The following is an 18743-nucleotide window of genomic DNA, read 5'->3' on the forward strand; positions in this document are numbered from 1 at the left end:
ACTACGGTCGAAGCTTCACCTGTGCCCTGCCCACTCGACAATTCATCGTGACCCGGACTCCGGCGTACAGCGCGTCATCCCGGATCGACTGCGACGCGACCGTGTCGACCAAGAACTCGACCCCGTCGTCGGGGTCCGCCGTCCCACAGGCCACCTCGGTCACGAACCGCATCACGCTCGTCTCGTCGTTGGCGAGGTGCCGGGCGAGCAGGTCGGCGTCGGAGGTCGGTCGGCGGGCACCGAGGGCCGCCAACAACATGCCTCCCTTCAGCACGAACTTCGCCGCGTGGGGTGAGTCGGCGAGCCGGGCGAGCCACCGTTCGAGGACGTACAGCACGAGCAGTTCCTCGGTGCCCCGCCCTTCCCGGCGTGCCCGGTTCTGCAGGTCCAGGTAAGCACGCCCGCCGGGGCTCTCCCTCGTAGGACGGCTCATTCGGAGATCACCACGTCTACCGCGGCCCGCATCGGCCCCGACACCCCCAACCGGCGCGCCGACTCCAGCAGCTGCCCCGGCCGGGCGGAGCGCCGTCCGAGGTAGCGGCGCAGAGCCACGTACGCGGTCGCCTCCCCCAGCCGGTGCCGCAGTCTCATCAGATCCACCACAGTCCTCTCCTCCGTGTAGATGCGCACGAGTTCGCCCGGCGCCGCCTCCAGGCGCGTGAGCCCCAACTCGAAGGTCTCCTCCGCGAAGCGGAACACCTGCGTGGGCGGGTACGCGATGCACGGCGGCCGTCGGTGGTGGGGAACGGCGACCTGCACCGCGATCGGTATTTCGTCGGTCAGGTCGTGCACCGCCGCGGACGACACGCAGCAGACGATGGAGTCCGGTGCCCGCAGCGCCACGGCGAGCAGGTCCGGGAAGGTGGGCTCGGGCGCCTCGGCCTTGCGGAACACCCCCCTCGACAGCTCTCGCAGCTCACCCTCGTCCCGCAGGCGGTAGAGGTCCCTGCGGTGCAGGCCGAGGTGCAACGCCGTGCCGGTGGTGAACGTGGACGGCAGGGCGTCCAGCCTGGTCATGGACAAAAGTGTCACAGGGTCGAGGCTTCCCTGCAACACTCTTGTCCATGGGCACTCAGGCCGTGCGGCCGGGTTCGACCAGGTCACGCAGGCGCGGTGGCATGCGCTTCTCCAGGCCGAACGGTTCCAGGTGGGCTTGGAGGACGCCGTCGAACGCCCGCTTCACCGAGGCGGTATCCCACGTGTCGCTCTCCAGGATCGGCTGCTTGAAGTACGGGTGGCCGACCAGGTGCAGCTGCCGGCCGTTGCACCGGACGATCTGCCCGGTGATGCCGTCCGCCGCGTCGCTGAGCAGGAACAGCACGAGCGGCGCGACCTTGCCGGGGGTGCGGTCGGCCGGGATGGCGCGCAACGACCGCTCCGACTTCCACACCATCCGGGTGTGCGCGACCGGGCAGACGGCGTTGACCCGGATGTTGTCCCCTTCCAGGTCCAGCGCCCACGACGAGCTGAGCGAGGCCACGGCGCCTTTCGTGGCCGAGTAGGCGGCCAGTTTGCGCTGGCCCAGAAACGCTCCCGACGAAATGTTCACGATCGAGCCGGAGCCTTGCTCGCGCATCGCCCGCATCGCGGCCATCCCGGTGTAGATGACCCCCAGGAGGTTGACCTCGACGATCCGCCGGATCGATTCCGGTTCGTCGTCCCACGGCAGCACCTCGTAGTTCAGCCCGGCGTTGTTGACCAGGCCGTCGACCCGGCCGAACTCCGTCTGGCACATTCCCACGATCTTCTCGGCCTCGCTGGGATCGGCGACCGTGTGGGTGCTCGCCACCGCGCGCCCGCCGTACGCCCGGATGCGCTCGGCGACCTGTTCTGCCTGGTCAGCGTCCACGTCGTTGACGACTACCGCGGCGCCGGCCTGTGCGGCGTGCATCGCGTAGGCCTCGCCAAGACCTCGTCCCGCCCCGGTGATCACGACTGCTTTTCCGTCAAGAATCCCCATCTCGCGCTCTTCTCTGTGCTCGGCGGTCTCCCCTGCCCCGGCGCTCCCGGCCGGAGTCGTTCCCGCCTTCGACCAGGGTGGGGATCGGCAACAGAGGCGGCGGGACAATTGCGACGAGGTGTGCGTTTGCTGCGCTGAATGGCCTACGGAGTTCGTCCCTGCCGATGGTCTCCACTGGTCGGCAACTCCCCGTGACCTCCGGAAAACCTCCGTTGGGCTCGGGTGAAAACGTGAAAGGCCGCCCCCGGCGCGCGGGGGCGGCCTCCCGTGGGGCGCTCAGCCGCGGTAGGTGAGGTTGCGGCCGTTGGCCGGGTCGAACAGCTGCACCTGGTCGGCGTCGAACCAGATCTCGGCCGGCTCGCCCTCGACCGCGGTGGACGTGGCGGCGATCCGGGCGACCAGCGACACACCGCCGCCCGGCACGTCGGCCGAGCCCGCGTCGGCGGCCAGCTCGGCCAGCTCGGCCGAGGTCGCCTGTTCGCCCTGGAGGCTGAAGTAGGCGAACTTGTCCGAGCCCATCGACTCCAGCACGTCGACGTGGTTGGTGAACGTGACCCCCTTCGAGCGAACGGCCTCGTCCACCAGTCGGGCGTCCTCGAAGTGCTCGGGCCGCAACCCCATGATCACTTCACGGGGTGCGTCGGCGCCCTCCACCAGCCCGCGCACCCGGTCGGTCAGCGGCACGTCGCCCAACGCCGAGCGCAGCACGCCGTCCTCCAACGCGGCCGGCACGAAGTTCATCGCGGGCGAGCCGATGAACCCGGCGACGAACAGGTTGGCCGGGTTGTCGTAGAGGAACTGCGGCGCGCCGACCTGCTGCACCGCGCCGCCGCGCATCACCACCACCCGGTCGCCGAGGGTCATCGCCTCGGTCTGGTCGTGCGTGACGTACACGGTGGTGGTGCCGAGCTGCTTCTGCAGCCGCGACACCGAGGTGCGCATCTGCACGCGCAGCTTGGCGTCGAGGTTGGACAGCGGCTCGTCCATCAGGAACGCCTTGGGGCTGCGGACGATCGCCCGCCCCATCGCGACCCGCTGCCGCTGCCCGCCGGACAGGTTGGACGGCTTGCGGTCCAGGTGCCCGGTGAGGTCGAGGATCTCGGCCGCGTCGCGGACCTTCTTCTCCACCGTGGCGTCGTCCACCTTGGCCAGCCGCAGCGGGAAGGCCATGTTCTCCTTCACGGTCATGTGCGGGTACAGCGCGTAGGACTGGAACACCATGGCGATGTCGCGGTCCTTGGGCGCGCGCTCGTTGACCCGCTCGCCGCCGATGCGCAGCTCGCCGGAGGTGATGTCCTCCAGGCCGGCGATCATGTTGAGGGTCGTGGACTTCCCGCAGCCGGACGGGCCGACCAGGATGATGAACTCGCCGTCGGCGATCTCGATGTCCACGTCCCGCACGGCCACCGCGCCGTCGGGGTACTGCTTGGTCACGCTGTCCAGAACGATCTCGGCCATTGCTTCACCCCTTGACGGCGCCGGAGGTCAACCCGGCGACGATCCGACGCTGGAAGAACAACACGAACAGGATGATCGGGATGGTGATCACCACGGCGGCGGCGGCGATCGACCCGGTCGGGTCCTCGAACTGCGAGCTGCCGGTGAAGAACGACAGCGCGACCGGCACCGTGCGGGAGCTCTCGGTGGAGGTCAGCGAAATCGCGAACAGGAAGTCGTTCCAGCAGAAGATGAACACCAGGATGGCGGTGGTGAACACGCCGGGCGCGGCCAGCGGCGCGATGACCCGGCGGAACGCCTGGCCGGGCGTCGCGCCGTCCATCTTCGCCGCCTTCTCCAGCTCCCACGGGATCTCGCGGAAGAACGCCGACAGCGTGTAGATCGCCAGCGGCAGCGCGAAGGTGATGTAGGGCAGGATCAGGCCGGGCCAGGTGTCGAACAGCCCCAGCGTCCGCTCGATCTCGAACAGCGGCGACACCAGCGAGATCTGCGGGAACATCGCGATCAGCAGCGACACCCCGACCAGCAGCCGCTTGCCGGGGAAGTCGAGCCGGGCGATCGCGTAGGCGGCCATCGTGCCGAACACCACCGCGACGGCCGTGGCGATCAGCGCGATGCCGATCGAGTTCACCAGCGCCCGGACGAACTCGGTGGTGGAGAAGATCGCCGCGTAGTTGTCGAGCGTCCACGCGCGCGGGATGAAGTTGCCGTCGCCCAGGGTCTCCTTGGTCTTGAACGACAGCGACACGATCCACAGCACCGGGAACAGCGCGTACGCCACCACCAGCACGTTGAGCACGGTCCAGCGCGCCTTGCGCCCCGTGGTCACGGCCCCGCCGATGCCGGCCATCAGCGCCTCCCCCCGCCGTCGCCGCCGGGTGCGGCGGTGCCGAACAGCTTCACGAACACGAACGCGATGATCGCCACCGCGATGAAGATGAGCACCGACATGGTGGAGCCGATGCCCAGGTTCAGGCCTTTGATCAGGTTGTTGTAGGTCAGCATCGACACCGACGAGGTGCCCTGCGAGCCGGCCGTCAGCACGAACAGGTTGTCGAAGATGCGGAACGCGTCGAGGGTGCGGAACAGCAGCGCCACCAGGATCGCGGGCTTCATCACCGGCACCATCACCTTGGTGAACCGCTGCCACGCGCTCGCGCCGTCCATCGCGGCGGCCTTGAGCAGGTCGTCGGGCACCAGCGCCAGGCCCGCCATCAGCAGCAGCGCCATGAACGGCGTGGTCTTCCAGATCTCGGCCAGCGTCACCACCATGATCGCCGGGATCTTCTCGGTGAGCACCGGGTCGCCGCCCGCGACCGTCTCGGCCAGGTAGCCGGTGCCGGGCGTCCAGGCGTAGCGCCAGGAGAACGCGGCGACGACGGTGACGATGCCGTACGGGATGAGCGTGGACGTGCGCACGATGCCCCGGCCGACCAGGGTGCGGTGCATGATCAGCGCCAGCGCCATGCCCAGCACCAGCTCGATCGCCACGGACACCACCGTGATGACCACCGTCACCCACATGGCGTTCCACCAGTAGGGGTTGGACAGCACGGTGACGTAGTTCTCCAGGCCGACGAACTCGGTGCGGTCCGGGAACTTCAGGTCGTACCGCTGCAGGGACAGCCAGAGGGAGTAGATGATCGGCCAACCCGCGACCGCGGCCATGATGAGGATCGCGGGCGCGCACAGCATCAGGCCGAGTCGGCGTTCGGCCTTCTTGCCCTCGCTGAGCGCGGCCTTGGCCTTGGGCGACAGCTTGGGTTCGGCGGGTGCGTCGGCGTCCAGCGCGTGGCTCACGGCAGAACCCCCTTCGAGTCGAGCGCGTCCTGCAGTTCGGTGCGCAGCCGGTCGGCCGTGCGCTGCGGGTCGATGCCCGCCGGGGGCGACAGGATCGTGGAGATGACGGTCGAGACGTTCTGGTACGCGGGGGTCCGCGGGCGGGCGCTCGCGTTCTTCAACGTCTCCAGGATCGCTTCCTTCATCGGGTACGGCTCGGCCATCTCCGGGTCGTCGTAGACGGACTCGATGGTCGGCGGCACGCCGTCGTTGATGGCGGCGAACTTCTGGTTCTCCGCGCTCCGCAGGCACTGCACCGCGTCGAACGACTCCTCGCCGTGCTCGGTGAAGGAGCTGACCGCGTAGTTGATGCCGCCGACGGTGACCTCGGCGGGCGCGCCGTCGATCGACGGGTAGGGCGCCCACTTGAGGTTCTTCGCGATGTCCGGCACGGCCTGCGCGGCGGCGTAGACGTACGGCCAGTTCAGCATGAACGCCGCCTTGCCGCCCTCCATGGCCAGCCGGGCGTCGTCCTCGGCGGCGTTGGAGAACGACGGGTCGACCACGTCGGAGGTGGCGAACTCCTTGAGCACCTCAAGGGCCTTGACCGCACCGTCGTCCACCACGGCCTTCGTGCCGCTGTCGTCGATGATCTGCCCGCCGGCGGTGTTGACCAGGGTGTTGTAGAGCACCACGAGGCCCTCGTACTGCTTGCCCTGGGCGGCCACCAGGCCGGGGGTGTCGTCGTTGCCGTCCCCTTGGAGCCGGGAGCCGAGCTGGATCATCTCGTCCCAGGTCTTCGGCGGCGTCGGCACCAGGTCCGCGCGGTACCAGAGGAGTTGGACGTTGGTGTTGTCCGGAGCGCCGTACAGCTTGCCCTCGTACCGGGCGGTCTCCAGCGGTGTCTCCAGCGTGCCGTCCTCGACCAGCGCCTTGGCCTGGCCGGTGAACTCCTTGATCCAGCCCGCCTTGGCGAGCTCCGCGGTCCACGTGACGTCGAGCGCCAGCACGTCCATGCCGGGGTCCTCGGCGGCGAGCCTGCGGACCATCTGCTCGCGCTGGCCGTCCGCCTCGCGCGGCAGCTTGTGGTAGACGATCTCGTAGCCGTCGGCCTGGGCGTTGCAGTTGTCGACGATCTTCTGGAAGTTCTCCTGCGGGTACTTGTAGACGTTGATGGTGATCCCGCCGTCACCCGAACCACAGCCCGCCAGCACGGACGTCGCGATCAGCGCGGCGCCCCCTGCGGCGGCCAACCGATGACCCTTGCCCCTCATCGGTCCTGCCTCCTTCCCGACAACGGAGGAGCCAGACCGCAGCGCCCGGCACCTCGTCGTGCCCCACCGGTCGACTGGGCCGACCGGTGGAACGAACGTAGGCCCGATGATCAGGTGCCGCAACCACCGGAGCCCGGAACGGCGTTACCCGCTCCGGGGACGGGGTAAACCTCAGTCTTTGCCCGCGTCGGAGGGGCGCATGGCCAGCTTCGCCAGCAGGTCGCGCCCTCGTTCGGCGGAACGTGGCTGGCAGAGCACGTCGTAGCGGCCCGCGACGAGCTGGCTCGCGCTCTGGAAGTCGCGCTTGCCGCGCGCCGAGCCGTAGCCGACCGCGGCGAAGATCAGGCCGAACGCGACGCCGACGACCAGGCCCGCCACGATCGGGCCGAGGCTCGCGCCGGGGCTGGTGTTGAACAGGCTGAGCAGGACGCCGACGAACAGGCCGAACCACGCGCCCGACGCCGCGCCGGTGCCGAGCACCCGGCCCCAGGTGAGCCGGCCGGTGACCCGTTCGACGAGCATCAGGTCGACGCCCACGATGGTGACCTCTTGGACGGGGAAGTTGTCGTCGGCCAGGAAGTCGACCGCGCGCTGCGCCTCCTCGTAGGTGCCGTACGAGCCGATGGGCCAGCCGGTGGGTGGGGTGGGCAGGCGGGGAGGCACCCCGGGTCGGTTCTGGCCGGAGAAGGAACTCGTCACGGTGACCACCTCTTCGCGGTGCTGATCTCCCCATCCTGCCAACACCAGACGGGCGGCGCGAAACAGGTGGCCGGGAAGGGTGCGAAACGTGACCATCGGCTCGGGCCTCGACGCGGAGCGGGGTCCCCGCCGGGGGACCCCCTGTTCTTGATCCTGCCGGCCGGGACCGACGGTGTGCGGCGGTCGGCCCCGGCCCGTGGACAACCCGCCGGGCGGTCAGCCGCGGGACTGGTAGTCGCGCAGCAGGCCCCGGCTGATGATCGTCTTCTGGATCTCGCTGGTGCCCTCGCCGATGAGCAGGAACGGCGCCTCGCGCATCAGCCGCTCGATCTCGTACTCCTTGGAGTAGCCGTAGCCGCCGTGGATGCGGAACGCCTCCTGCGTCACCTCGGCGCAGTACTCGGACGCGATGAGCTTGGCCATGCCGGCCTCGACGTCGTTGCGGGCGCCGGAGTCCTTGAGCCGGGCGGCGTTGACCATCATCAGGTGGGCGGCCTCGACCTTGGTCGCCATCTCGGCCAGCTTGAACGCGATGGCCTGGTGCTCGACGATCGGCTTGCCGAAGGTCTTGCGCTGCTGCGCGTACTCGATGGCCAGTTCGAAGGACCGCAACGCGATGCCGCACGCCCGGGCCGCCACGTTGACCCGGCCGACCTCGACGCCGTCCATCATGTGCCGGAAACCCCGGCCGGTCTGGCCGCCCAGCACCTGCTCGGCGGGGATCCGGAAGCCGTCGAACACCATCTCGGTGGTGTCGACGCCCTTGTAGCCCATCTTGTCGATCTTGCCGGGGATGGTGAGGCCGGGCACGACCTCGCCGTAGCCCTCGGGCTTCTCCACCAGGAACGTGGTCAGGTTCTGGTGCGCCTTCTCCGCGCCCTCGTCGGTCTTCACCAGCACGGCGGTGAGGTTGGACGTGCCGCCGTTGGTCAGCCACATCTTCTGGCCGTTGATGACGAAGTCGTCGCCCTCGCGCACGGCGCGCGTGCGGATCGCGGCCACGTCGGACCCGAGTTCCGGCTCGGACATGGAGAACGAGCCGCGCACCTCCCCGGTGGCCATCCGCGGCAGGTACTTCCGCTGCTGCTCGGGGGTGCCGTGCTGCTTGAGCATGTGCGCCACGATGAAGTGGGTGTTGATGACACCGGAGACGGACATCCAGCCGCGGGCGATCTGCTCCACCACCAGGGCGTAGGTCAGCAGCGACTCGCCGAGCCCGCCGAACTCCTCGGGGATGGTGAGCCCGAACAGGCCCATCTCCTTCATGCCCTCGACGATGTCGGCCGGGTAGGTGTCGCCGTGCTCCAGCGCCTGGGCGTGCGGGATGATCTCCTTGTCCACGAAGGTGCGGACCGTCGACAGGATCTCCTCCTGGATGTCGGTCAGTCCTGCGGTCCGGGCCAGGCGCGCCATCGCGGTTCCCTTCGTAGCTCACGGGTTACCGGCGAGTATGGACCGGTTAACGCACGTTCGCGGCACGAGAGTGCTCATCGCCACCCGCTGAACCGAAACAGCGGGTTAGCCTGGGCGTCCGCAGGACCGGCAGGGGGACCACATGTCGCAGCCGCACTACCAGCAGCAGCCGGGCTACTACCCGCCGCCGCCCAGGCAGACCAACGGGATGGCGATCGCGGCGCTGATCACGGCGTTCCTGTTCTCCCCGGCGGGCATCGTGCTGGGCGTGGTGGCGCGCAAGCAGATCCGGCGGACCGGTGAGGAGGGCTGGGGCATGGCCACGGCCGGCCTGATCATCGGCGTCGTGCTCACCGTGCTGTGGGTGCTGGCGCTCGTGGTGTGGGTCGTGCTGGTGGTGTGGCTGGTCCGGGAGGCCGGGAACCTGCCGGTGCCCACGCGCTGATCCCGGTCAGGAGGCGCGCTGCTCCAGCGCGCCACCGCAGTGCCGGCAGACGTCGGCGAACACGTGCACGTCCTCGGAGCAGCCCGGGCAGCGCCGGAAGCTGCGCTCCAACAGGTCGTCACGGCGGCGCTGGAACAACCACCGGCGGGGGTTTCGGTGTCTGGACCCGCCCACCACCATGCACACGCCCCACCCCTTGATCGCCAATCAGGGGCGCTTCCTGTGGGCATGCTCACCACCGTGACCAGCAGCGGGTGCACGTTTCGTCACTCTTCGAACGTGCGGAGCCAGGCGTCGAGGTGCGGGCACGCCGCCCGGAGGCGCGCGAGCCCCAGGTCTTGGATCGCGAGCGGCCCGTCGACCGTTTTCACGTAGCCCGGGCAGTAGTCGAGCAACCGCTTCGACGGCGCGGTGGCGGGCCCGTCGTTGACCAACTCCGGGCCGCCGGCGGACACGTCGAGGCTCGTGTCGTTCAGCAGGAGCCTGATGTCCCGCTGGACCTGTCCCCAGCCGGTGATGCCGCCCTTGTGCGACGGTCCTGCCGCCGGCCGCTTGGTCTTCACCAGGGACAAGCTGGTGACCCAACCGAGCCCTTCGAGGTGGGGCCGGATGACGGAATCGGCCACGACTTCCTCGGTCTGCCCTTCCACGAGCAGGTGGACTCGCCGGATGGCACCGGTCACGTCTGCCCGCCCGGCCTGCCCCCGATCAGGTTCTTCTCCCACAGCTCGCCCAGCGAGTACTCCTCCAGCCACGCGCCGAGCCGCTCGCGATCCGGCCGGGTGAACGTCGACGCGCCGTCCACCCGCTCGACCACGATCAGGTCGTCCAGGTGGAACTGGTTCATCAAGGTGACCGACTGCGTGGCGATGAGCACCTGGCTGCGCACGGACGCCTGGCGCAACAGGCCGGCCAGCTGCACGACGGCGTAGGGGTGCAGTCCGAGTTCCGGCTCGTCCAGCACGACCAGCGAGGGCAGTCGGGGGTGCAGGAGCAGCGCCGCGAGGCAGATGTACCGGAGCGTGCCGTCGGACATCTGGTCGGCCGAGAACACGACGTCCGAGTCGTTCTGCCGCCACCGCAGCCGCAGCCGATCGTTCTTCTCGGGGCGCAGCACCAGATCCCGGAAGAACGGCGCGACTTGGCGGATGGCCCCGACGATGCGCCGGTAGGCCGCTTGGTCGGCCCTGTCGTCGCTGTCCGAGAGCGCGAGCAGGACGGCCGCGAGGTTGCCCGCGTCGTGGTGCAACGCCAGGTTGTCCGCGGTCGGCACGAGGTGCTTGACCGGCGCGTCCGAGCTGGTGTCGTGGAAGTGGTAGACGCGGCAGCCGCGCAGCATGTCGATCATGTCCGACGCCGCCTCGTTGACGCCGGTTTCCGCGGCCTCGTGCAGCCGCGTCTGCCGGTTCCCCCGGCCGACCTCGACCGGGACCGCCCAGCCGACGGCTTCGTGGGCGAAGATGAACTCGTCGCTTCCGGCGGGCTCCAGCACGGCCTCGTACTGCCCCGCGGACGCGTTGAGCTTGACCCGCAGGCGCGCGGCAGCGGCGTTGAGCAGCGCCGAGGCACCGCCGTTCTTGCCGACGAAGTAGGGCAGGTCCGAGTCGACCAGGCGGCCGAGCAGCTCGAAGACCCGTACGAAGTTGCTCTTGCCCGCGCCATTCGCGCCGATCATGACGTTCAGCCGGCCGAGGTCCACCCGCGCCGAGCGGATCGAGGTGTAGCCCTCGATCTCGATCGACTTCAGCTCCCCGTCGGCCACGCGATCACTCTACGACCACGGACCGGCGGGGAGCCCCCGGAAGTCAGTCCTCCGGCGGCGACCACACGTTCGTGCGCGACATGCCCGCCGCACGGCCCTTGGACGAGATGACCAGCGCCATCTTGCGCGACGCCTCGTCGATCATCTCGTCGCCGAGCATCACCGCGCCCTTCTTGCCGCCCTTCTCGGACGTGAAGTAGTCGTACGCGTCGAGGATGTTCTCGGCGTGGTCGTAGTCCTCCTGCTTGGGGCTGAACACCTCGTTCGCCGCGTCGATCTGGCCGGGGTGCAGCACCCACTTGCCGTCGAACCCCAGGGCGGCCGAGCGGCCGGCCACGCGCTTGAACCCCTCGACGTCGCGGATCTGCAGGTACGGCCCGTCGATGGCCTGCTTGTCGTGCGCACGCGCCGCCATCAGGATCTGCATCAGGATGTAGTGGTACGCGTCGCCCACGTCGTAGCCGGGCGGCTGCTCGCCGACGACCAGCGACTTCATGTTGATCGACGCCATGAAGTCGGCCGGGCCGAAGATGATCGTCTCCACCCGCGGCGAGGCGGTGGCGATCGCGTTGACGTTGATCAGGCCGAGGGCGTTCTCGATCTGCGCCTCGATGCCGATCCGGCCGACCTCGTAGCCCATGGTCTTCTCGATCTGGGTGAGCAGCAGGTCCAGCGCGTGCACCTGCTCCGCGGTCTGCACCTTGGGCAGCATGATGCAGTCCAGGTTCGCGCCCGCGCCCTCGACGACCTCGGTCACGTCGCGGTAGGTCCACTCGGTGGTCCAGTCGTTCACCCGCACCACCCGCGCGCGGGAACCCCAGCCGCCCTCGTTCAACGACGCCACGATGGTCTTGCGCGCGTCCGGCTTGGCCAGCGGCGCGCACGCGTCCTCCAGGTCGAGGAACACCTGGTCCGCGGGCAGCGTGCGGGCCTTGTCGATCATCTTCTGGCTCGACCCGGGCACGGCCAGACACGAGCGACGGGGACGCTGCTGGTCGACCACTGTGGGTACCTCCTCGTACCGACCGGTAACTCCTGTCGTTGCGAAGGGTGGCACGCACCCGTGCCGCCCGCTATTTCGTGAGTCCGGATTCACAGGCCCGTGGCAGGCTGAACCGGTGGAGATCGAGCAGGTGCTGGACAACGCGCTGCGCAAGGCCGCCGCGATCTGGGTGACGCCGACCGGCCACGGACCGCGGCTGGTGTGGGCGCTGTGGCGCGACGGCGCGGTGCTGGTGGCCGTCGGCGGCGCGGAACAGCAGGTGCCGGGCCTGGCCGACGGCGTCGCCTGCACGGTCACCGTCCGCTCGCCCACCACCCACTCGCACCTGGTCGACGCACCCGCGACCGCCCGGCTGACCGCCCTGGACGACGAGTCCGCGGCGGCGTTGCGGGCGGCCCGGCTGAACGGCCGGGCGCGGTGGGACTCGGTCTACCGCCTGGAGTTCGCGTGATCACCGTCCCCGACGACTTCGGCTCCATCCTCGGCGAGGAGTCACTGGCGTGGCGGGCCACCCTGCCGTCGCTGGCCACGAAGTTCTGCGCCCGCTGGCGGTTGACCCCCGACGGCGACCTGCTCACCGGCAACGTCGCCGTCGTCCTGCCGGTGCGCCGCGCCGACGGCCACCCGGCCGTGCTCAAGCTCACCTGGCTGGACGAGGAGACCCGGCAGGAGCCGGTGGCGCTGCGGGCGTGGCGCGGCCGGGGCGTGGTGGACCTGCTCGACCACGACGACGAGCACGGCGCGCTGCTGCTGGAACGCCTCGACCACACCACGTCGTTGGACGACGCGCCGATCGAGGAGGCGGTGGCCGTCACCGGCGGGCTGCTGCGCGGGCTGCGCGTGCCGGCCGGGCCGGAGTTCCACCGCCACGAGTTCCCCGACCTGGTCGCGGAGAACGCCGGCCTGGGCGACCCGCTGCCGGCCGCGCTGGTCGAGCAGGCGCGCGAACTGGGCGTCGCCCTGGCCGGGAGCGCCGGGGACACCCTGGTCAACCAGGACCTGCACTACGGGAACGTGCTGCGCGGCGACCGCGAGCGGTGGCTGATGATCGACCCGAAGCCGCTGGCCGGCGACCGCGAGTTCGGCGTGATCCCGTTGCTGTGGAACAGGTTCGGCGAACTGGACGGGGACCGCGGCCTGCGCGACCGGTTCGCCGCGCTGTGCGACATCGGCGAGCTGGACGCCGAACGGGCCCGCGCCTGGACGTTCTGCCGCGCGGTCGACACCTGGCTGTGGTGCCTGGACGGGGAGCGGGACGAGATGGCCGGCGCCGTCGAGGCGATCACCCACGCGTTCCGGCCGTGACACCCTCTCCGGCCGTCACGTCAACGCGATCACCACGTGTCGCCAGACCGGCGTGTGCAGCAGGTCCTCGCCGGCCCACGCCACGCCGAGCGGCGCCGTCAGCACCAGCACACCGACCTCGTCCCGTGATGTGCTCATCACCTCGACCCCGTCCGGTCCCCAGGACAACAGGCGCGCCTCACCGGGCGCGGTCAGCCGGACCGCCGGCTCGGACGGCCGCGGGTCGACCACGGTGACCGTGCTGTTCCCGGCCCGGACGGCGAGTCGCCGACCACCGGGTTCCCACGCGATCTCGGGGTCGTCGTCCCCGTACGCCCAGTCCGCCGCGGCGGCCACGGTGTGGCGACCGAGCCGTTCCCCCGTCTCGGTCGACCACGTCCAGACGCGGTCCCCGTTCGAGGTGGACTCCACCGCCGCGACGACCTTCCCGCCAGGCGACAGGGACAGGAAGTGGAACCGGCCCTCCTGTGCGCCCTCGGAAGGGGCGAAGGTGGTGGCCGGCGCGCCGTCGAACCGCCGTTGCCTGAGCACGCCGTCCTCCGCGTAGAGGACGCCGGCGTCGTCGGTCCACACGGCCGCGTCCACCCGGGCGAGGTCGCTCAGCGGTCCGTCCGCCGCGGCTCCCGGCGTCCGGATCAGCCCGTCGCCGGCGAACTCGTACACCGTCACCCCGAGAGGCCCGTCGTAGAGGAGGAGTCGGTCACCGGTGGTCGAGAGCGCGACCCGCGGCGACAGCGCGACCCGGGCCTCCACCGCGCCTTCCACCGAGTGGTGCCGCCCCGTCCCGACCTCCCACAGGTGCAGGGTGCCGTAGGAGTCGACGGCGGCCAGCCACTCGCCGTCACCGGACCACGTGAGCCTGCCCAGCACCTCGCCCGGGCCACCTTCGAGCGAGGCCGTGCGGCGCAACCCGTCGACGGACCAGACCTCCAGGCCGTCCTGCCACCACCCGACGGCGAACCGGTCGCCGCGGGGCGACCAGGCCAGGTCGATCGGGTTCGACGAACCCCGCGCGGTGGCGGTGATCTCCCCGCGCCCCACGTCCCACAGGGCCATCGCGCCGCCGAACGTCGTGGCGAGCACGTGCCGACCGTCGGGCGACGGGTGGTGATCGGTGTCCTCCCACTGCCGACCGACCAGCACGAGCGCCGTCACCTGGGTGGCGAACATGATCGCGACAGCGGCGAACGCCACGTCCCGCCACCGCCGGACGCGGGGTGAGCGCAGCGGCGACCGCTCGGCCACCACCGCCCGGCGGGCCCGTTCGACGCGGGCGGTCAGGGCGTGCAGGTCGCGGGCGGAGTCGACGGGGCGGAGCTGGGCGGTCTGGAGGGTGAGCAGGGGCCGCAGGTCCGGCGGCAGGTCGGCCGCGGCGGGTAATCGGGCGCCGTCGATCAGCACCGGCACCACGGTGCAGTCACCCCCGAGGCCGCGCACGACCTCCATCCGCACGAAGTCGCCGGGGTCGTGCAGGCGCGGCGCGCCGGACGCGTCGACGTGGTGCGCCCACCCCGGCCCCATGACGACCAGCACCACGTCGCACGCCGAGATCGCCCGCTCGATGCTGTGGGCGAAGTCCTCGCCGACGTGGATCGTGTCGATGTCGCGGAACACGTTCTGCGGCGTGTACTCGCGGGCCAGGTGCTCGTAGACCCGGTCCACCGCGTACGAGGATTCCGCGCGCCGGTAGCTGATGAACGTCCTCGGGAGACGTCGGAAGAGGGACTTCCGGGTGAACAGGGTGACGGCCAGGACACCGGCCAGACCGACGGCGGTGCCCGCGACCGCCGTCCACGGCACCCGCGAGTTCTGCACCTCGCGCAAGCCCATCGCCACGCCGAGCAGCACCGGGGCGGCGAACTGGAGCACCAGGAACACGAACCGGCCGGTCCGGCCCTGCCGCCACCCGAGGTGGAACGCCCACACCAGCACGGTCAGCGACACCAGGGCGAACCACGCGCCGACGACCTCGTCCAGCGCCGTGCCGACCGCCCACAGCGCCACCAGCGCGACCAGCGCCACCGCGCCCGCGAGCAGAGCCGCCGGCACCCGCGTTCTCCCGTGCACGTCGACAGTATGCACAGGCCAACACCCCCACATCTGTCCACAGTGGAACGCAGCGGAGCGGCACCCGGCGGACTAACCTGATCACGTGGTCGCCATGAACCGGGTCTTCGCCGCTCAGCTCGCCGGTCTGCCCGTGTTCGGGCCGGACGGCGAGTCCATCGGCAAGGTCCGCGACCTCGTCATCGGCCTGCGGGTGGACCGCCAGCCGCCCCGGGTGCTCGGGCTGGTGCTGGAACTGGCGACCCGGCGGCGCATCTTCGTGCCGATGCTGCGGGTCACCTCGATCGAGCCGAACGCGGTGACGCTCGCCACCGGGTCGGTCAACCTGCGCCAGTTCCACCAGCGCACGAACGAGGTGCTGGTCGTCGGCGAACTCCTCGACGCGCGCGTGACGCTCGACTCCGGCGCGACCGCGGTGCTGGTCGACGCCGCGATGGAACCCAGCCGCACCCGCGACTGGCGGATGACGCGGGTCGCGGTCCGGGAGCGCACCGGGCGGCTGGCCCGCCGCGGACCGGTGCAGGTGCTGCGCTGGGAGGACCTGACCGGGCTGTCGGTGACCGAGCTGGCCGGCCAGCCGCAGGGCGCGCAGCACCTGGTGGCGATCTTCGAGACGATGCGCGCGGCCGACGTGGCGCTGGCGCTGCACAGCCTGCCGTTCAAGCGGCGCTACGAGGTGGCCGAGGCGCTGGACGACGAACGGCTCGCCGACGTGATCGAGGAGATGGCCGAAGAGGACCAGAAGGACCTGATCGCGCACCTCGACGACGAGCGCGCCGCGGACATCCTGGAGGCGATGGACCCCGACGACGCCGCGGACCTGCTGTCGGAGCTGCCCGAGCTGGAGAAGGACCGGCTGCTGGAGCTGATGGAGCCCGAGGAGTCCGCGCCGGTGAAGCGGCTGCTGGAGTACAGCTTCGACACCGCGGGCGGGTTGATGACGCCGGAACCGGTGGTGCTCGCGCCGGACGCGACGGTGGCCGAGGCGCTGGCGCACGTGCGCAACCCCGACCTCACGCCCGCGTTGGCCAGCATGGTGTTCGTGTGCCGCCCGCCCACGGCCACGCCGACCGGCCGCTACCTGGGCTGCGTGCACATCCAGCGGCTGCTGCGCGAACCGCCGTCCGACCTGGTCGCGGGGGTGCTGGACACCGACCTGGCGACGATGTCGCCGACCGCGTCGCTCGGCGACGTGACCCGCTACTTCGCCGCCTACAACCTGGTGTGCGGGCCGGTGGTGGACGAGAGCGACCACCTGCTCGGCGCGGTCACCGTGGACGACGTGCTCGACCACCTGCTGCCCGACAACTGGCGCGAAACGGGGCTGTCCCATGCCTGAGCTGCTGCCACGTCGACGGCTCGACCAGCCGCGCACCGAGGGGAGGTTCCGGCTGTCGCTGGACCCGGAGGCGTTCGGCCGGTTCTCCGAGCGGCTCGCCCGGTTCCTGGGCACCGGCAAGTTCCTGTTCTGGCAGACGCTGATGGTGATCGTGTGGATCACGGTGAACCTGGTCGCGGTGTCGCTGCGCTGGGACCCGTACCCGTTCATCCTGCTCAACCTGGCGTTCTCCACGCAGGCCGCGTACGCCGCGCCACTGATCCTGCTCGCGCAGAACCGGCAGGACGACCGCGACCGAGTGTCGCTGGAGGAGGACCGGGCGCGGGCCGCGCAGACCAAGGCCGACACCGAGTACCTGGCCCGCGAGCTGGCGGCGCTGCGGCTCGCCGTCGGCGAGGTGGTGACCCGCGACTACCTGCGCAGCGAGCTGGAACGCGTGTTCCGCGACCGCAAGCGCACCGTCAAGGACGACGTGTCGTCGCCGTAGCCCTTCCAGGGGCCGCGACGTCTCAGGGTTCCTCGGCGCTCAACTGGTCGCAGGTGCGGCCGAACGCCTCCAGCCCGGCGTGGTCGAACGCCTCGGCGAAGTGCCGCGCCACGCCGGTGAGGTGCGTGGCCGACGCCACGTGCAGCCGTTCCAGGCCTTGGGACGTGAGCACCGCCACCACGCCGCGGCCGTCGCCGTCGGCGCGTTCGCGCAGCACGAGGCCCGCGCGTTCCAGGCGGTCGACGAGTCTTGTGACGCCGGAACGCGACAGCAGCACCGCGTCGGCCAGCTCCGTCATCCGCAGTCGGTGCTGCGACGCCTCGGCCAGCTGCACCAGGACGTCGTAGGCCGCGAGCGACAGGCGTTGCTCGGCGATCAGCTCGGCTTCCAGGACCCGAGTGAGCCTCGCGTGCGCCCGGAGGAAGGATCGCCACACCCCCAACTCGGTACGGGTGGGCAACCGGGCAGATCCGGTTTCCGGCACGGATACCAATGTTACGGAAAGCACGCAACCGGCTGCGCGCTGCCCCCGGAACCGTGGTGACCGACCGGTAGCTTGGAGGTGCACGGACCGCCGTAGCATGGCGGTCCCACCACCTCTTGGCGAAGGCGTTCCCGTGACTCTTCCTACCGTTGACGACGTGCAGAAGGCGTTGGCCGGTGTGCAGGACCCGGAGATCCGGCGTCCGATCACCGACCTGGGCATGGTCAAGGGCGTCGTGGTCGGTGACGACGGGGTCGTGGACGTGGCGGTGTACCTCACCGTGGCCGGCTGCCCGATGCGCGACCGGATCACCGCCGACGTGACGGCCGCCGTCTCCGCGCTCGACGACGTGACCGGTGTCCGCGTCGAGCTGGACGTGATGAGCGACGCCCAGCGCACCGAGCTCCGCAAGTCGCTGCGCGGCGGCGTCGAGGAGCCGGTGATCCCGTTCGCGCAGCCGGGGTCGTTGACCCGGGTCTACTGCGTGGCGTCGGGCAAGGGCGGCGTGGGCAAGTCGTCGGTGACGGTGAACCTGGCCGTCGCGATGGCCGCGCGCGGGCTGTCGGTCGGCGTGGTGGACGCCGACATCTACGGCCACTCCATCCCGCGGATGCTGGGCACCGAGGCCAGGCCGACCCAGGTCGAGAAGATGATCATGCCGCCGCAGTCGCACGGCGTGAAGCTCATCTCGATCGGCATGTTCACGTCGGGCAACACCCCGGTCGTGTGGCGCGGCCCGATGCTGCACCGGGCGTTGCAGCAGTTCCTGGCCGACGTGTTCTGGGGCGACCTGGACGTGCTGCTGCTCGACCTGCCGCCGGGCACCGGCGACATCGCCATCTCGGTGGCGCAGCTGGTGCCGAACGCCGAGATCCTGGTCGTCACGACGCCGCAGCAGGCGGCGGCCGAGGTGGCCGAGCGGGCGGGTTCGATCGCGTTGCAGACCAGGCAGCGGATCGCCGGCGTGATCGAGAACATGTCGTGGCTGGAGCTGCCGGACGGCACCCGGATGGACGTGTTCGGCTCGGGCGGCGGACAGGTCGTGGCCGACTCGCTGACCCAGGCCGTGGGCGCCGACGTGCCGCTGCTGGGCCAGGTGCCGCTCGACCAGCGCCTGCGCGAGCAGGGCGACTCGGGCACGCCGATCGTGCTGGCGCACCCCGAGTCGGTCGCCGGCCAGGTGCTGAAGGACGTGGCGGGCAAGCTGTCCACCCGGTCGCGCGGACTGGCCGGCCGGCTGCTGAACGTCTCCCCCGCCGGGCGCTGAC

At 70.6% G+C, this 18743-nt stretch carries 21 protein-coding genes; 6 read left to right on the forward strand and 15 right to left on the reverse strand.

The features are described 5' to 3' along the window. Position 1 precedes the first annotated feature (1 nt). From AB0K14_RS24315 to AB0K14_RS24355, 9 genes are all read right to left on the reverse strand, one after another. On the reverse strand, positions 2–433 hold the full coding sequence (locus AB0K14_RS24315; protein WP_360453793.1) for a nucleotidyl transferase AbiEii/AbiGii toxin family protein: 432 nt from the start codon (positions 431–433) through the stop codon (positions 2–4). After that, positions 430–1017, reverse strand: a complete 588-nt coding sequence (locus AB0K14_RS24320) for a type IV toxin-antitoxin system AbiEi family antitoxin domain-containing protein (protein WP_360453790.1) — start codon at positions 1015–1017, stop codon at positions 430–432. The genes AB0K14_RS24315 and AB0K14_RS24320 overlap by 4 nt, the downstream gene beginning before the upstream one ends. Before the next feature lie 55 nt (positions 1018–1072). Continuing rightward, positions 1073–1960, reverse strand: a complete 888-nt coding sequence (locus AB0K14_RS24325) for an SDR family oxidoreductase (RefSeq protein ID WP_360453788.1) — start codon at positions 1958–1960, stop codon at positions 1073–1075. Positions 1961–2236: 276 nt separating this feature from the next. Beyond that, on the reverse strand, positions 2237–3418 hold the full coding sequence (ugpC, locus tag AB0K14_RS24330; protein WP_360453785.1) for a sn-glycerol-3-phosphate ABC transporter ATP-binding protein UgpC: 1182 nt from the start codon (positions 3416–3418) through the stop codon (positions 2237–2239). Between the two features lie 4 nt (positions 3419–3422). Continuing rightward, positions 3423–4268 (reverse strand): carbohydrate ABC transporter permease, encoded by an 846-nt coding sequence (locus AB0K14_RS24335; RefSeq protein WP_360453782.1) that lies wholly within the window; start codon positions 4266–4268, stop codon positions 3423–3425. Further along, positions 4268–5218, reverse strand: coding sequence for a sugar ABC transporter permease (locus AB0K14_RS24340; RefSeq protein ID WP_360453779.1), 951 nt, complete (start codon positions 5216–5218; stop codon positions 4268–4270). The genes AB0K14_RS24335 and AB0K14_RS24340 overlap by 1 nt, the downstream gene beginning before the upstream one ends. Beyond that, positions 5215–6471 carry an ABC transporter substrate-binding protein gene (locus AB0K14_RS24345; protein WP_360453776.1) on the reverse strand — a complete coding sequence of 419 codons (1257 nt, stop codon included), beginning with the start codon at positions 6469–6471 and terminating at the stop codon, positions 5215–5217. Before AB0K14_RS24345 ends, AB0K14_RS24340 begins: the two co-directional genes overlap by 4 nt. A gap of 171 nt (positions 6472–6642) precedes the next feature. Next, positions 6643–7170, reverse strand: a complete 528-nt coding sequence (locus tag AB0K14_RS24350; RefSeq protein WP_360453773.1) for a general stress protein — start codon at positions 7168–7170, stop codon at positions 6643–6645. Positions 7171–7386: 216 nt separating this feature from the next. Further along, positions 7387–8583 carry an acyl-CoA dehydrogenase family protein gene (locus AB0K14_RS24355; protein ID WP_360453770.1) on the reverse strand — a complete coding sequence of 399 codons (1197 nt, stop codon included), beginning with the start codon at positions 8581–8583 and terminating at the stop codon, positions 7387–7389. 142 nt (positions 8584–8725) lie between these two features. Between AB0K14_RS24355 and AB0K14_RS24360 the strand changes: the two genes are divergently transcribed. Then, entirely contained in the window at positions 8726–9028 is a 303-nt protein-coding gene (locus AB0K14_RS24360; protein WP_360453767.1) for a DUF4190 domain-containing protein, read from the forward strand. A 6-nt stretch (positions 9029–9034) separates the two neighbouring features. Here the strand turns inward: AB0K14_RS24360 and AB0K14_RS24365 are convergent, their stop codons facing one another. From AB0K14_RS24365 to AB0K14_RS24380, 4 genes are read right to left on the reverse strand one after another with little or no spacing between them, the layout of a single operon-like run. Next, the gene (locus AB0K14_RS24365; protein ID WP_360453764.1) at positions 9035–9235 is read right to left on the reverse strand and encodes a hypothetical protein; all 201 of its coding nucleotides are present in this window, start codon (positions 9233–9235) and stop codon (positions 9035–9037) included. A gap of 59 nt (positions 9236–9294) precedes the next feature. Then, positions 9295–9711: a DUF4276 family protein gene (locus AB0K14_RS24370; RefSeq protein WP_360453761.1), complete on the reverse strand. Its 417-nt coding sequence runs from the start codon at positions 9709–9711 to the stop codon at positions 9295–9297. Beyond that, positions 9708–10790 carry an AAA family ATPase gene (locus AB0K14_RS24375; protein ID WP_360453758.1) on the reverse strand — a complete coding sequence of 361 codons (1083 nt, stop codon included), beginning with the start codon at positions 10788–10790 and terminating at the stop codon, positions 9708–9710. The genes AB0K14_RS24370 and AB0K14_RS24375 overlap by 4 nt, the downstream gene beginning before the upstream one ends. 43 nt (positions 10791–10833) lie before the next feature. Further along, positions 10834–11793 (reverse strand): CoA ester lyase, encoded by a 960-nt coding sequence (locus AB0K14_RS24380; RefSeq protein WP_360453755.1) that lies wholly within the window; start codon positions 11791–11793, stop codon positions 10834–10836. A gap of 115 nt (positions 11794–11908) precedes the next feature. On the opposite strand from AB0K14_RS24380, the gene AB0K14_RS24385 reads away from it, so the two are divergent. Next, positions 11909–12244, forward strand: coding sequence for a hypothetical protein (locus AB0K14_RS24385; protein ID WP_360453752.1), 336 nt, complete (start codon positions 11909–11911; stop codon positions 12242–12244). Further along, a complete protein-coding gene (locus tag AB0K14_RS24390; protein ID WP_360453749.1) occupies positions 12241–13098 on the forward strand; it encodes an aminoglycoside phosphotransferase family protein in 858 nt (285 codons plus the stop codon). The genes AB0K14_RS24385 and AB0K14_RS24390 overlap by 4 nt, the downstream gene beginning before the upstream one ends. Before the next feature lie 15 nt (positions 13099–13113). Here the strand turns inward: AB0K14_RS24390 and AB0K14_RS24395 are convergent, their stop codons facing one another. Further along, positions 13114–15165 carry a TIR domain-containing protein gene (locus AB0K14_RS24395; protein ID WP_360453746.1) on the reverse strand — a complete coding sequence of 684 codons (2052 nt, stop codon included), beginning with the start codon at positions 15163–15165 and terminating at the stop codon, positions 13114–13116. Between the two features lie 94 nt (positions 15166–15259). Here AB0K14_RS24395 and AB0K14_RS24400 point away from each other — a divergent pair, with 94 nt between their 5' ends. Together AB0K14_RS24400 and AB0K14_RS24405 are read left to right on the forward strand one after the other, a co-directional pair. Next, a complete protein-coding gene (locus AB0K14_RS24400) occupies positions 15260–16504 on the forward strand; it encodes a CBS domain-containing protein (protein WP_360453841.1) in 1245 nt (414 codons plus the stop codon). After that, complete coding sequence (locus tag AB0K14_RS24405) at positions 16497–16991, forward strand: DUF1003 domain-containing protein (RefSeq protein WP_360453743.1); 495 nt, start codon at positions 16497–16499, stop codon at positions 16989–16991. The genes AB0K14_RS24400 and AB0K14_RS24405 overlap by 8 nt, the downstream gene beginning before the upstream one ends. Before the next feature lie 22 nt (positions 16992–17013). Here the strand turns inward: AB0K14_RS24405 and AB0K14_RS24410 are convergent, their stop codons facing one another. After that, positions 17014–17433 carry a MarR family transcriptional regulator gene (locus AB0K14_RS24410; protein ID WP_360453838.1) on the reverse strand — a complete coding sequence of 140 codons (420 nt, stop codon included), beginning with the start codon at positions 17431–17433 and terminating at the stop codon, positions 17014–17016. A gap of 139 nt (positions 17434–17572) precedes the next feature. Here AB0K14_RS24410 and AB0K14_RS24415 point away from each other — a divergent pair, with 139 nt between their 5' ends. Continuing rightward, positions 17573–18742, forward strand: coding sequence for a P-loop NTPase (locus tag AB0K14_RS24415; protein ID WP_360453740.1), 1170 nt, complete (start codon positions 17573–17575; stop codon positions 18740–18742). Position 18743 lies beyond the last annotated feature (1 nt).

It is taken from the genome of Actinosynnema sp. NPDC050801 (assembly GCF_040673975.1).
Classification (GTDB): domain Bacteria; phylum Actinomycetota; class Actinomycetes; order Mycobacteriales; family Pseudonocardiaceae; genus Actinosynnema.